The sequence below is a fragment of the Streptomyces sp. NPDC102451 genome, assembly GCF_044765485.1.
Taxonomy (GTDB): domain Bacteria; phylum Actinomycetota; class Actinomycetes; order Streptomycetales; family Streptomycetaceae; genus Streptomyces.
Map to the genome: position 1 here is coordinate 189,364 of NZ_JBIWKD010000007.1, position 13,468 is coordinate 202,831.

At 71.0% G+C, this 13,468-nt stretch carries 10 protein-coding genes; 4 read left to right on the forward strand and 6 right to left on the reverse strand.

Annotated features, from left to right (window positions below):
* Window positions 1-96 precede the first annotated feature (96 nt).
* A complete protein-coding gene (locus ACIRD8_RS18515; RefSeq protein WP_403992257.1) occupies window positions 97-2,316 on the forward strand; it encodes an ATP-binding protein in 2,220 nt (739 codons plus the stop codon).
* Between the two features lie 14 nt (window positions 2,317-2,330).
* On the opposite strand, the gene rpsD is transcribed toward ACIRD8_RS18515, so the two are convergent.
* Window positions 2,331-2,945, reverse strand: coding sequence for a 30S ribosomal protein S4 (gene rpsD, locus ACIRD8_RS18520; RefSeq protein ID WP_099176856.1), 615 nt, complete (start codon window positions 2,943-2,945; stop codon window positions 2,331-2,333).
* A gap of 188 nt (window positions 2,946-3,133) precedes the next feature.
* Between rpsD and ACIRD8_RS18525 the strand changes: the two genes are divergently transcribed.
* Window positions 3,134-3,835, forward strand: a complete 702-nt coding sequence (locus ACIRD8_RS18525; protein WP_403992260.1) for a DUF2470 domain-containing protein — start codon at window positions 3,134-3,136, stop codon at window positions 3,833-3,835.
* A gap of 22 nt (window positions 3,836-3,857) precedes the next feature.
* Here the strand turns inward: ACIRD8_RS18525 and ACIRD8_RS18530 are convergent, their stop codons facing one another.
* From ACIRD8_RS18530 to ACIRD8_RS18545, 4 genes are all read right to left on the reverse strand, one after another.
* The gene (locus ACIRD8_RS18530) at window positions 3,858-5,228 is read right to left on the reverse strand and encodes a replication-associated recombination protein A (protein ID WP_403992263.1); all 1,371 of its coding nucleotides are present in this window, start codon (window positions 5,226-5,228) and stop codon (window positions 3,858-3,860) included.
* Between the two features lie 41 nt (window positions 5,229-5,269).
* On the reverse strand, window positions 5,270-5,905 hold the full coding sequence (locus tag ACIRD8_RS18535; protein ID WP_360364458.1) for a vitamin K epoxide reductase family protein: 636 nt from the start codon (window positions 5,903-5,905) through the stop codon (window positions 5,270-5,272).
* Between the two features lie 352 nt (window positions 5,906-6,257).
* Window positions 6,258-7,520: a histidine--tRNA ligase gene (gene hisS, locus ACIRD8_RS18540; RefSeq protein ID WP_403992267.1), complete on the reverse strand. Its 1,263-nt coding sequence runs from the start codon at window positions 7,518-7,520 to the stop codon at window positions 6,258-6,260.
* A gap of 15 nt (window positions 7,521-7,535) precedes the next feature.
* Window positions 7,536-8,222, reverse strand: coding sequence for an MBL fold metallo-hydrolase (locus ACIRD8_RS18545; protein WP_403992270.1), 687 nt, complete (start codon window positions 8,220-8,222; stop codon window positions 7,536-7,538).
* Window positions 8,223-8,370: 148 nt separating this feature from the next.
* On the opposite strand from ACIRD8_RS18545, the gene ACIRD8_RS18550 reads away from it, so the two are divergent.
* Complete coding sequence (locus tag ACIRD8_RS18550; RefSeq protein WP_403992273.1) at window positions 8,371-9,168, forward strand: peptidylprolyl isomerase; 798 nt, start codon at window positions 8,371-8,373, stop codon at window positions 9,166-9,168.
* Between the two features lie 189 nt (window positions 9,169-9,357).
* Complete coding sequence (locus tag ACIRD8_RS18555; protein ID WP_403992276.1) at window positions 9,358-10,587, forward strand: DUF349 domain-containing protein; 1,230 nt, start codon at window positions 9,358-9,360, stop codon at window positions 10,585-10,587.
* A 136-nt stretch (window positions 10,588-10,723) separates the two neighbouring features.
* Here the strand turns inward: ACIRD8_RS18555 and ACIRD8_RS18560 are convergent, their stop codons facing one another.
* Complete coding sequence (locus ACIRD8_RS18560) at window positions 10,724-13,432, reverse strand: RelA/SpoT family protein (RefSeq protein WP_403992279.1); 2,709 nt, start codon at window positions 13,430-13,432, stop codon at window positions 10,724-10,726.
* Window positions 13,433-13,468: the final 36 nt, after the last annotated feature.

Genomic DNA, 13,468 nt, shown 5'->3' on the forward strand with positions numbered 1-13,468 from the left:
GCGTCGCACCCCGTACCGCATTACGGGCGGGCGGTGCGGGTCCCGGGGGCGGGGAGATTGTACGGAGAGCTTATGTGCCAGTACTCTGCGTGTTTCATGCGACGCCCTCAGCGCCCCTCCCCCACGCCCGACGACGCGGAGTCCGCCCCCGTGCGCGGAAATCTCCCGGCGGAGCTGAACACCTTCGTGGGACGCGACGACGAACTGGCCGAAATCGAGCCTCTCCTGCGGGAGTCGAGGCTCGTCACCGTGGCCGGGGTGGCCGGGGTCGGCAAGACCCGCTTCGTGTCCAGAGTGGCCGCCCTGATGGAGAAACGGTACTGCGACGGTGTCTGGATCGCCGAGTTGTCGGCCGCCCAGGACCCGGAGCTGCTCGAACACGCGCTGGTGGACGCCCTGGGTCTCACCGACCACACGGGCAGGCCACCACGCGCCGTCCTGGTCGAGCACTGCGCGGGGCGCCGGCTCCTGCTCGTGATCGACGGCTTCGAGCACCTCGCCGACGCGTGCGCAGGACTCGTACGGGAGCTGCTCCGCCGGGCGCCCCGCCTCCAGGTTCTGGCCGCCGGGCGCCGCCCCCTGCGGGTCGACGGCGAACTCACGTACCCACTGCTGCCGATGAACGACGACGACGCGATGGAACTCTTCGCCCGGCGCGCCGCCGCGGTGCGCCCCGGTTTCCGGCTGACGGACGCCGACCGTGGGACCGCGAGGGAGCTCTGCCGCCGCCTCGACGGCATCCCGCTGGCCCTGGAGCTGGCCGCGGGGCGGCTGCGGGCCCTGACGATGGAGCAGGTGCTGCACCGTCTCGACGACCGTTTCCGGCTGCTGACCGGGGGCAGCCCGAGCGCCCTCCCCCGCCACCAGACGCTGCGTACGGCCATCGGCTGGAGCCATGAGCTGTGCGCCCCCGAGCAGCGGCTGCTGTGGGCGCGGCTCTCGGTGTTCGCCGGGCAGTTCGACCTGGAGGCCGTCGAGTACATCTGCAGCGGCGACGGTCTGCCGGCCGACTCCGTACTGGACGTGCTGGACGAACTGCTGGCCCAGTCCGTGGTGCTGCGCGAGGACTCGGCCGTCGGCAGCCGCTACAGGTTGCTGGACACCGTGCGGGAGTACGGCGCCGAGTGGCTGCGGGCGGCCGGGGACGCCGAGCGGCTGCGCCGCAGGCACCGGGACTGGTATCTGGGGCTCGCCACGTGGTGCGAGCTGGACTGGTTCAGCCCCAGGCAGGCGGAGGCCGCCGCCCGGGTGGACAGCGAACTGCCCAATCTCCGCCGTGCGATGGAGTGCTCGATGGAGAGTCCGGACGAGGTCCATCTCGCCCAGTACCTGGCGGGCACGCTCTGGTTCTACTGGGTGGGCTGCGGGCGGCTCTCGGAGGGGCGCCACTGGCTGGACCACGTCCTGGAGGCGGAGTCCCCCTACGACCACTCACGGCTGAAGGCCCTGTGGGTGCTCGGATACGTCTCCGTGCTGCAGGGGGATCCGGTCGGCGCGGTGTCGGCCCTGCAGGAGTGCCGCGAGGAGGGCGAGCGCTCGGGGGACGCCACCGCCGTGGCCTACGCCGTGCACCGCACGGGCTGCCTCTCGATCGTCACGGACGACCCGGTCCGCGCGGAGGAGCTGCTGCGCGAGGCGCTCGCGCGCTACCGGGAGACGGGCGAGCTGAACAGCAATGTGCTGATGGCCCAGGTCGAACTGGGCATGGCCGTGGCGTTCCGCGGGGACCTCGACGAGGCCGCGGCCATCTGCGACGAGGTCCGCGAGATCTGTGAGGACCACGGCGAGCGGTGGGCTCTGGCCTACGCGCTGTACGTCCTGGGCTTCGCCGCGCTGCGGTCCGGGGAGAGCGGGCGGGCGCGCCGGATGCTCGGGGAGTCCCTGTCCATCGCGCACGCCTTCCACGATCTGCTGGGTACGGCGCTCTCGCTGGAGCTGCTGGCCCTCATCACGGCGGTGGAGGGCGAGCCCGCGGAGGCGGCGGTGCTCCAGGGTGCGGCGGACCGGATCTGGCCCTCGGTGGGGCTGCCGCTGTTCGGCTCCGTGCACTACGGGAAGCCGCGGGCCGAGTGCGAGGAGCGGGCGAGGGCGGAGCTCGGCGACGCGCGGTACGACGCCGAACGGCGCTCGGGCCGCCGGCTGGACGCGAGGGCGGCGGTGGCACGGGCGCTCAGGGACGGCGCCGGTGACACCAGGACGGCCCCGGAGAGCGACGGTACGGTCCCGGAGGGCATGCCCGGGGCGGATCCGGCCGGGGGAACGCGAAGGCCCGCCGCCTCCCGTACGACAGGGAGGGGCGGGCCCGAGCTCGGTTGAGAGCTACGCCTGGATCAGCGGGCGTAGTACTCGACGACGAGCTGCTCGTCGCAGATGACCGGGATTTCCTTGCGGTTCGGGTCACGGTCCAGGCGGAAGGCCAGGGCCTTCAGGTTCACCTGGAGGTAGCGCGGGGTCTCGCCGTCCGTGTCGTAGCCACCCTCACGGGCGACCTGGAAGGGGACCTTGGCGCGGCTGCGCTCGCGGACCTGCACGACGTCGTCGGGGCGCACGCGGAAGGACGGCTTGTCGACCTTGCCACCGTTGACCTCGATGTGGCCGTGGACGACCATCTGACGGGCCTGGTAGATGGTGCGGGCGATGCCCGAACGCAGGACCAGGGCGTCGAGACGGCGCTCGAGCTCGACGACCAGCGCCTCGCCCGTCTTGCCCTCGGCCTTACGGGCGCGGTCGTAGGCGCGCGCCATCTGGCGCTCGCTGATGTCGTACTGCGCACGCAGACGCTGCTTCTCGAGCAGACGGACCTTGTAGTCCGAGTTCTGCTTGCGACCACGGCCGTGCTCGCCCGGCGGGTAGGGGCGGGCTTCGAAGTACTTGACAGCCTTCGGCGTCAGGGCGATGCCGAGGGCACGCGACTTCTTGACCTTGGGACGCGACTGGTTAGGCACGTTCTCCAGACCTCCGTTGTAGGTTAGGTTAGGCTTACCTTACTCAAGGAGATCGCATGTCTCGCCCTGGGAACACCACACACGTCACGGACAGCACAGACAGCGGCAGCACACCAGAAGGTGCTGCTACGACGGAAGGCCGATCTGATCGTGGTCAGCCGCGTCCCAGCGGGCTTGAAAACACTCGGATGCCGTCAGCAGCCGAGCGCACACGAACTCTCGTACAGAGTACCTGCTCCGCGGTGCTGCTCGTACCGGGGCTGTCGGTCATCCACCCGGACCAGCTGATGCCCGACTCCAGGAGCATCGGTCCCGAGGGGGATCTGTTCCTCGGCTTCCCCGTGGACTCCCCGGTCGTACGGGCCGCGACGCGCGCCCAGGGCGACGAGCTGACCGCCGTGCTGGAGATCACGGATGTCGCTCCGGTCTCCGTCCCGCACCGCATCCGCGGCCGCGCCCGGATCGCCGGCTGGCTCACCGCCGTGCCGGGGCTCGCGCAGCCCGGCCGGATGATGCTCCGGCTGGAGACCGGGGAGGCGTCGGTCGACGACCTGTGGGGGTTCGAGGAGGTGGAGCCGGAGGCCTTCCGGGACGCCGTCGCCGACCCGCTCGTCACGCACGAGGCCGAGCTGCTCCAGCATCTGCACGCCGCCCACGGCGAGCAGATGGCCACCCTCTCCGCACTGCTCGGCGACCGGTCCGAGTGCGGCTGCGAGGATCACGGGCTCGACGCCGTCCCGGTGGCGCTCGACCGCTTCGGCCTGCGGGTGCGGTTCGTCGAGAACCGGGGTGCCTGCTTCGACGCCCGGTTCGAGTTCCCCGACCCCGTACGCGACATCACCGAGCTGCGCCGCGCGATGCACACCCTCTTCGAGGCGGCCGCCTGCTGAGCGGCGGGCGTCACCGGGCCTCCTAGGACGCCGGGCCGCCCTGCTCCCCGCGGCCGAGCCGCTCACGGACCCGGTCCGCCACATCGGCGTACCGCGCCTCCGCGCCGTACCGCGTGGGTTCGTAGTAACGCCTGCCGCGGACGGCTTCCGGGGCGTACTCCTGGGCGGCGATGCCGCCGGGCACGTCGTGCGGATAGACATAGCCCTGGGCGTGGCCCAGCTTGGCCGCGCCCTTGTAGTGGCCGTCGCGCAGATGGGCCGGGACCGGGCCGGCGAGGCCCCGGCGCACGTCTTCCTGCGCGGCGGAGATCGCCAGTGTCGCCGCGTTGGACTTGGGGGCGAGCGCCAGCGCGATCGTGGCGTGGCTGAGAGTGAGCGCCGCCTCGGGGAAACCGATCATGGCCACGGCCTGCGCCGCCGCCACCGCCGTGGGCAGCGCCGTCGGATCGGCGAGCCCGATGTCCTCACTGGCGGAGATCATCAGCCGCCGGGCGATGAAGCGCGGGTCCTCCCCCGCCTCGATCATCCGGGCCAGGTAGTGCAGGGCGGCGTCCACGTCGGACCCGCGGATCGACTTGATCAGGGCGCTCGCCACGTCGTAGTGCTGGTCGCCGTCGCGGTCGTACTTCACGGCGGCGCGGTCGACGGTCTCCTCGAGCGTCTCCAGCGTGATCTCCGGCTCGTGCTTGGCGAGGGCCGCTCCCGCGGCCGCCTCCAGCGCGGTCAGCGCCCGCCGGGCGTCGCCGCCGGCGATCCGCAGCAGGTGCGCCTCGGCCGCCTCGGGCAGCGTGACCGCACCGCCCAGGCCGCGCTCGTCGGTGAGGGCCCGACGCAGGAGCGCGCGCAGGTCCTCGTCGGTCAGCGGCTCCAGGGTGAGGAGCAGGGAGCGCGAGAGCAGCGGGGAGATGATCGAGAAGTACGGATTCTCCGTGGTGGCCGCGATCAGCGTGACCCAGCGGTTCTCCACGGCGGGGAGCAGCGAGTCCTGCTGGGCCTTGGAGAAGCGGTGGATCTCGTCGAGGAAGAGGACGGTCTCCTTGCCGAAGCCGCCGGTGGCACGGCGGGCGCCCTCGATGACGGCCCGGACCTCCTTGACGCCCGCGGTGATCGCGGAGAGCTCGACGAAGCGCTTGTTGGTGGCCTTGCTGACCACGTACGCCAGGGTCGTCTTCCCGGTGCCGGGCGGGCCCCAGAGGATCACCGACGAGGGGCCCGCGGGCCCTCCGCTCCCCTCACCGACGAGGCGGCGCAGCGGCGAGCCCTGCTTGAGCAGATGCTGTTGGCCGACGACCTCGTCCAGCGTACGAGGACGCATCCGGACAGCGAGGGGGCTGCTGGACGGGTCCTTCTCCTGGCGGTCTTCGGCTGCTGCGGTAAAGAGGTCGGGCTCCACGTCCAGAAGCCTATGTCACCCCACTGACAGGGCCTCCGGCGTCAGCTGGTCCAGAAGTCCCACCAGCGGGTCAGGATCAGCATGCCGATGATCCCGATCCAGAGGACCGGCGGCACCCAGTGGAACTCGGTGAGGGTGTTCCGCAGCCAGGCGGGGGCGGGCAGGATGCCGTGCTTGATGTTGTGCGTGGTGACGTAGCAGAACATGAAGATCGTGGCGACCCAGGCCAGGCAGCACCAGAGGCAGAGCGAGTTGATGTTGTACAGCGACTGGTACTGGAGCCAGGTGCAGAAGCCGACGCCGAACAGGGTGCCCGCGTTGAGCCCCAGCCAGTACCAGGCGCGGAAGCGCGCACCGGCGAGGAGCGCCATGCCGATGCCGATGACCACCGAGTAGGTGGCGATGCCGAGCATCGGGTTGGGGAAGCCGAAGGCGGACGCCTGCTCGCTCTTCATGATGTTGCCGCACGCGACCACCGGGTTCAGGCTGCAGCCCGGGGTGAAGCTCGGGTCCTCCAGCAGCTTGAACTTGTCGATCGTGATCACCCAGGCGGCGAGCAGCCCGGCCGCGCCGGTGATCACCAGCAGCAGTGCGAGCGCGCGGCTCCCGCCGTAGGTCTTCACGCCGTTGTCCTCGTCCTGCCGGGAGGAGGGGTGGTCTACCGCTGCCATCGTCATATCGCCGTTTCCATCACTGAGTAGCCAGCCGGGCACGGGCCATTGTGCCGCACCGCCGACACGGCCATCCGTTCGATGAACATAAAGATGTGCTCGAAAGAGGGGCGGGAGAAGGGTCCTTCAGGGCCACCGGGGCCGCGACGGCGGCACGTACGTGTGCTCGGCGCCGGTCCGGCCGCCGCGGACCGCCGCGGGCGCTCCCGGATCGGCACCGCCCGGCAGGATGAATCGGCTCCCGCCGAGTTGACGGCACGGGGTCCTGCGCCTGCTCGCCTTCCGGTGGCACGGCCGGCGCCGAACGCACGTGTGCCCGCCCGGGCGGACCGGGCGGGCACCGCGGAGCGCGGGTGGGTCAGGCCAGCTTGGCCCGCACCGTGTCCACGAGGGCGTCGAGCGCGACCGGCTCCTGCTCGCCCGACTCCATGTCCTTGAGCTGGACCGCGCCCTCGGAGAGGTCACGCTCGCCGGCCACGATCGTGAATCGGGCGCCGGAGCGGTTCGCGCTCTTCATCGCGCCCTTGAGGCCCCGGCCGCCGAACGCGAAGTCCGTGGCGACCCCGGCCTTCCGCAACTCCGTGACCAGACCGAAGAGCACCCGCCGCGCCTCGTCGCCGAGCGGTACGGCGTACACGCTGGTGGTGGCGGGGACGTCGAGCTCGACGCCCTCCGCCTCCAGGGCGAGCACCGTACGGTCCACGCCGAGCGCCCAGCCGACGGACGGCAGTGCGGGGCCGCCGATCATCTCGGACAGCCCGTCGTACCGGCCGCCGCCGCCCACCGCGGACTGGGAGCCCAGACCGTCGTGGACGAACTCGAAGGTCGTGCGGGTGTAGTAGTCGAGGCCGCGGACCAGCTTCTCGTCGTCCTCGTACACCACACCGGCCGCCGTCAGCAGGTCGCGGACCTCCTCGTGGTACGCCTTGCAGGCGTCGCAGAGGAAGTCGCGCAGCATCGGGGCACCGGTCAGCTGCTTCTGGACGTCGGCCCGCTTGTCGTCGAGGACCCGGAGCGGGTTGATCTCGATGCGGCGGCGGGTGTCGTCGTCCAGGTCGAGGTCGCGCAGGAACGTCTGGAGCGCCTCCCGGTAGACGGGGCGGCACTCCTTGTCGCCCAGCGAGTTCAGCAGGATGCGGAACTGGCGGAGGCCGAGCGACCGGTAGGCCTGGTCGGCCAGGATGATCAACTCGGCGTCCAGCACCGGGTCCTCGGTGCCGATGGCCTCCGCGCCGACCTGCGAGAAGTGCCTGTAACGGCCCTTCTGCGGACGCTCGTAGCGGTAGTACGAACCGGAGTACCAGAGCTTGACGGGGAGGTTGCCGGCCTTGTGGAGGTTGGCCTCCAGGGCGGCGCGCAGCACGGACGCGGTGCCCTCGGGGCGCAGCGCGAGCTTGTCGCCGCCCTTGGTCTCGAAGGCGTACATCTCCTTGGACACGATGTCGGTGGACTCACCCACACCGCGCGCGAAGAGGGCGACGTCCTCGAAGCCGGGCGTCTCGACGTAGCCGTAGCCGGAGTTCTTCAGGGGCGCGGAGATCGCCTCGCGCACCGCGAGGTACTTCGCGGAGTCCGGCGGGATCAGGTCGTAGGTGCCCTTGGGGGCCTGGAAGGTGCTCACGGTGTTTCTCTCTCGTCACATTCCTCGGCGGGGCGCGGCCAGACCGTTCAGGTACGGGTTGGAGGCGCGCTCGCGGCCGATGGTCGTCTGGGGGCCGTGGCCGGACAGCACCACGGTCGAGTCGTCGAGCGGCAGGCACACGCGGGCCAGCGACTCGAGCAGCTCGGCGTGGTCGCCGCCGGGCAGGTCGGTGCGTCCGACGGAGCCGGCGAAGAGCAGGTCGCCCGAGAAGAGGACCTGCGGGACATCCGCGGCCTCGGGCATCCTGAACGTCACCGACCCCTTCGTATGGCCGGGCGCGTGCGCGACGCCGAACTCCAGGCCCGCCAGCTCCAGCCGGGCGCCGTCGGTCAGCTCCTTGACGTCGTCCGGCTCGCCGATGGTCAGCTCGCCCATGAGCGGCATCCCGATGGAGCGGCCGAGCGCCTTCTCCGGGTCGCTCATCATGAAGCGGTCCTCGGGGTGGATCCAGGCGGGGACGTCATGGGCGCCGCACACCGGGACGACCGAGGCGACGTGGTCGATGTGGCCGTGGGTGAGGACGACGGCGACGGGCTTCAGCCGATGCTTCTTCAGTGCGTCCTCGACGCCCTGGGCGGCCTGGTGGCCCGGGTCGATGATCACGCACTCCTCACCGGCGGCGGGGGCGACCAGGTAGCAATTGGTCCCCCAGGCCCCGGCGGGGAACCCGGCAATGAGCACGTTCGTCCTTAGTGTTCGTCCGACGAGGAGGGCCGCGGAGGAGGAATGCGGCCGTTCAGAGACTACCGGCGCTCCTCATTCCACAGCTAACCCATATACCGTACGGGCATTCCAGGACCGATCACACGACGTACAAGGAGACCATCCGGTGGTCAGCAGCGATCAGCGGCGGCGGCAGCTCGCCCGGGAGAAGTTCGAGCGGCAGCAGCAGCGCCGGGAGGAAGCGCGCCGGAGGACCAGGCGTCTCACGGTGATCATCGCGTCGTCGGTGGCCGTGGTGGCGGTCATCGGTGCGGGCGCGTACGTCTCGCTCGACGGCGACGACTCGAAGAGCTCGAAGAGTTCGACGGAGGCGGCCGCGAGCGCCGACCCGTCGGCATCGCCCTCGGAGAGCGAGAGCAAGGCTCCCGAGCCCGCGATGAAGATCGACAAGAAGGCGAAGTACACGATGTCGCTCAGCACGAGCCAGGGTGACATCGGCATCGCGATGGACGCGGCGAAGACCCCGCACACCACGAACTCCTTCAAGGCCCTCGCGGACAAGGGGTACTTCGACGACACGAAGTGCCACCGGCTTACCACGGAGGGTATTTTCGTCCTGCAGTGCGGTGACCCGAAGGGCGACGGCACGGGCGGCCCCGGCTACACCATCCCGGACGAGAATCTGACGGCGCTGGGCAAGGCGGGCGACGCCGGCTCGGTGACGTACCCGGCGGGCACCGTCGCGATGGCGAACACCGGCCAGCCGGGCACCGGCGGCAGCCAGTTCTTCCTGGTCTACAAGGACACCGAACTGCCGCCCAGCTACACGCCGTTCGGGACCATGGACGACGCGGGTCTGAAGGCGGTCAAGAAGGTCGCCGAGGCGGGCGTCGCCGGTGGGGCGGGCGACGGTGCTCCGAAGAAGGCCGTCACGGTCGAGAAGGTGACCGTCGACAAGGCCTGACGGTACGCACGGCCGCCCGGCGCGGGGTCCATGGACCGCACCGGAGAATTTCAGCCGCGCTGAGTGCGGACAGCCGGGTGGCCGGTCGCCTAGATTGGCGTTGTGCAGGGCGGGCGCGGCCCGCCCCAGGAAACTGTGGACGATGCACGGGGGGCGAACCCCCTCGATGCATCAGGTGGAGGAGGCGCTGTGAGCAGCGACCCGTGGGGCCGTGTCGACGAGACGGGCACCGTGTACGTGCGTACAGCCGAGGGCGAGCAGGTCGTCGGATCGTGGCAGGCCGGTTCCCCCGAGGAGGCTCTGGCCTATTTCGAGCGCAAGTACGAGGGCCTGGTGGTCGAGATCGGCCTGCTCGAGCGGCGGGTGAAGACCACCGACCTGTCGGCGAAGGACGCCACGGCGGCGATCGAGCACCTGCGCCAGCAGGTGGACGAACACCACGCCGTCGGCGATCTCGCCGCGCTCGGCAAGCGGCTGGACACGCTCGTCGCGACGGTCGACTCACGCCGTGAGGAGCGCAAGGTCCAGAAGGCGAAGCAGACCGACGAGGCCCGTCAGGCCAAGGAGGCGCTCGTCGTCGAGGCCGAGGAGCTGGCGCAGAGCGAGCAGTGGCGGTCGGCGGGCGAGCGTCTGAGGGCGCTCGTCGACACGTGGAAGGGGCTGCCCCGTCTGGACCGCAAGTCCGACGACGAGCTGTGGCACCGCTTCTCGCATGCCCGTTCCGCCTTCTCCAAGCGCCGTAAGGCCCACTTCGCGGCACTGGACGCCCAGCGCGAGGAGGCCCGCAAGGTCAAGGAGAGGCTGGTCGCCGAGGCCGAGTCGCTCTCCGGCTCGACCGACTGGGGTGCGACGGCCGCGCGTTACCGCGACCTGATGACCGAGTGGAAGGCCGCGGGCCGCGCCCAGCGCGAGTCCGAGGACGAGCTGTGGAACCGCTTCCGCGGGGCCCAGGACGTGTTCTTCGCGGCCCGGAGCGGCGTCTTCGCCGAGCGGGACGCGGAGCAGGGCGAGAACCTCAAGCTCAAGGAGGAGCTCGCCGCCGAGGCCGAGAAGCTGGTGCCGGTGAAGGACCTGAAGGCGGCCAGGGCCGCGTTCCGTTCCATCAACGAGCGCTGGGAGGCCATCGGCCACGTCCCGCGTGACGCCCGCCCGAAGGTCGAGGGCCGGGTGCAGGCGGTGGAGCGGGCGCTCCAGGAGGCCGAGGAGTCCGAGTGGCGCCGGACGAACCCTGAGGCGCGGGCACGCGCCGCGGGTCTGACCGGCCAGCTCCAGGCTGCCGTCGACAAGCTGCGCACGCAGATCGACACGGCACGCGCCTCGGGCAACAACGCCAGGGCCGACAAGCTCTCGCGCGAGCTGGAAGGCCGGCAGGCGCTGCTGGACCAGGCGCTGAAGGGCCTGGAGGAGTTCGGCGGCTGAGCCGGGTTTCCCGGTCCACGTGAGGGGCTCCCGTACGCGATGCGTACGGGAGCCCTTTTCGCGTGTGACGCGTCACCCCGTGCCGGCCGCCGGCGACCAGGGGCCGGAGCCCGGTCGCCGGCGGGGAGGGCTGTCCCTAAGGGCGTCGGGCCGAGGTGACGCGGTAGACGTCGTAGACGCCCTCCACGCCGCGTACGGCCTTCAGGACGTGTCCCAGGTGCTTGGGGTCGCCCATCTCGAAGGTGAAGCGCGAGGTGGCCACCCGGTCCCGGGAGGTCTGCACCGCGGCCGACAGGATGTTGACGTGCTGGTCGGACAGGACGCGGGTGACGTCCGAGAGCAGCCGCGAGCGGTCCAGCGCCTCGACCTGGATGGCGACGAGGAAGACCGAGGACTGGGTGGGCGCCCACTCGACGTCGAGGATCCGCTCGGGCTGCTGCGAGAGCGAGTCGACGTTGACGCAGTCCGCGCGGTGCACGGAGACCCCGCTGCCCCGGGTGACGAACCCGATGATCGGGTCGCCGGGTACGGGCGTACAACAGCGGGCCAGCTTGACCCAGACGTCCTCGACGCCCTTGACGACCACGCCCGGATCCGCCTTGGCCCGGCGCTTGCTGCGGCCGTGCGAGGGCGGCGAGCTCTCCGCCAGGTCCTCGTTGGCCGCGTCCTCGCCGCCGAGCGCCTGGACGAGCTTCTGCACGACACCGGCCGCCGCGACATGGCCCTCGCCGATCGCCGCGTACAGCGACGAGATGTCGGGGTAGCGCATCTCGTGGGCGAGGGTGACCAGGGAGTCGCCGGTCAGGATCCGCTGGATCGGCAGGTTCTGCTTGCGCATGGCCCGCGCGATGGCGTCCTTGCCCTGCTCGATCGCCTCGTCGCGCCGCTCCTTGGAGAACCAGGCGCGGATCTTGTTGCGCGCCCGGGGCGACTTGACGAACTGGAGCCAGTCCCGGGAGGGCCCGGCGCCGGCCGCCTTGGAGGTGAAGACCTCCACCAGGTCACCGTTGTCGAGCGTCGACTCCAGCGGTACGAGCCGCCCGTTGACCCGTGCCCCTATGGTCCGGTGGCCGACCTCCGTGTGGACGGCGTACGCGAAGTCGACCGGCGTCGCACCGGCGGGCAGCGCTATCACGTCGCCCTTCGGCGTGAAGACGAAGACCTCGTTGCGGGACAGGTCGAAGCGCAGGGACTCCAGGAACTCGCTGGGGTCCTCGGTCTCCTTCTGCCAGTCCAGGAGCTGGCGCAGCCACGCCATGTCGTTGACGGTGTCCTGGCCGCGTCCGCCGCCCGTGTTCTTCGGGATGTCGGTGCGGACCTTGGAGGCGCCCGCGACGGCTTCCTGCTTGTACTTCCAGTGCGCGGCGATGCCGTACTCCGCGCGGCGGTGCATGTCGAACGTACGGATCTGGAGTTCGACGGGCTTGCCGCTGGGACCGATCACCGTGGTGTGCAGCGACTGGTACATGTTGAACTTGGGCATCGCGATGTAGTCCTTGAACCGCCCGGGCACCGGATTCCACCGGGCGTGGACGGTGCCGAGCGCCGCGTAGCAGTCGCGGACGGTGTCGACGAGGACGCGGATGCCCACCAAGTCGTAGATCTCGGCGAAGTCGCGGCCCCGCACGATCATCTTCTGGTAGACGCTGTAGTAGTGCTTCGGCCGCCCGGTGACGGTGGCCTTGATCCGGGCGGCGCGCAGGTCGGCCTGGACCTCGTCGGTCACTATGGCGAGGTACTCGTCGCGCTTGGGCGCGCGCTCGGCGACGAGGCGGACGATCTCGTCGTACATCTTGGGGTAGAGGATCGCGAAGGCGAGGTCCTCCAGCTCCCACTTGATGGTGTTCATGCCGAGGCGGTGGGCCAGCGGCGCGTAGATCTCGAGGGTCTCGCGGGCCTTCTTCTCCTGCTTCTCCCGCTTGAGGTAGCGCATGGTGCGCATGTTGTGCAGCCGGTCGGCGAGCTTGATGACGAGGACCCTGGGGTCCTTGGCCATGGCGACGACCATCTTGCGTACGGTCTCGGCCTGGGCGGCCTCGCCGAACTTGACCTTGTCGAGCTTGGTGACCCCGTCGACGAGCAGCGCGACCTGGTCGCCGAAGTCCTTGCGGAGGGTGTCCAGGCCGTACTCGGTGTCCTCGACGGTGTCGTGGAGCAGCCCGGCCATCAGCGTCGCCGGGTCCATGCCGAGCTCGGCAAGGATCGTGGTGACCGCGAGGGGGTGCGTGATGTACGGGTCGCCGCTCTTGCGCTTCTGGCCGCGGTGCCAGCGCTCGGCGACCTGGTAGGCCTTCTCGATCTGGCGCAGGGTGGCGGACTCGATCTTCGGGTCGTTGCCGCGGACCGTACGCAGGAGGGGTTCGAGGACCGGGTTGTACGGGCTTGAGCGCTGCACGCCCAGACGGGCGAGGCGGGCCCTGACCCGGTTGGAGGAGCCACCGGAGCGCGAGGTCGGGGCCGGCGGGGTGGCGGCCGGACGGACCGGGGGCTTCGCTGCGTGATCCGGTGCCTTCGCCGCGGGAGCGGGAGCCGGTGCCTTCGCGGCGGGATCCGGTGCCGGGGGCTTCGGCGCCGTGGTGCCGGTGGCGGGCGCCGCCGGCTTCGTCCCGGAGGGCGGCGCGGCCTTCGTCCCGGGAGGGGGCGTCGGCTTCGTCCCCGGGGGCGGGGTCGGCTTCGCCGGTGCGGCGGGCGTCCGGTGGGCCGGTGCCTGGGCCGGGCCCTGCGTGTCCCCGCCCGCGGGTCCGGGCGTGCCCGCTCCGTCGGGCTGCGCCTTCCCGGGCGTGGCGGAGGCCGCCGCGGGCCTTTCGGGCTGCGGGGCGGCGACTGGCTGGGCCTCGTCTGGCAAGAGCGCTCCTCGTGCGGATCCGGGCTACCGGAAAGC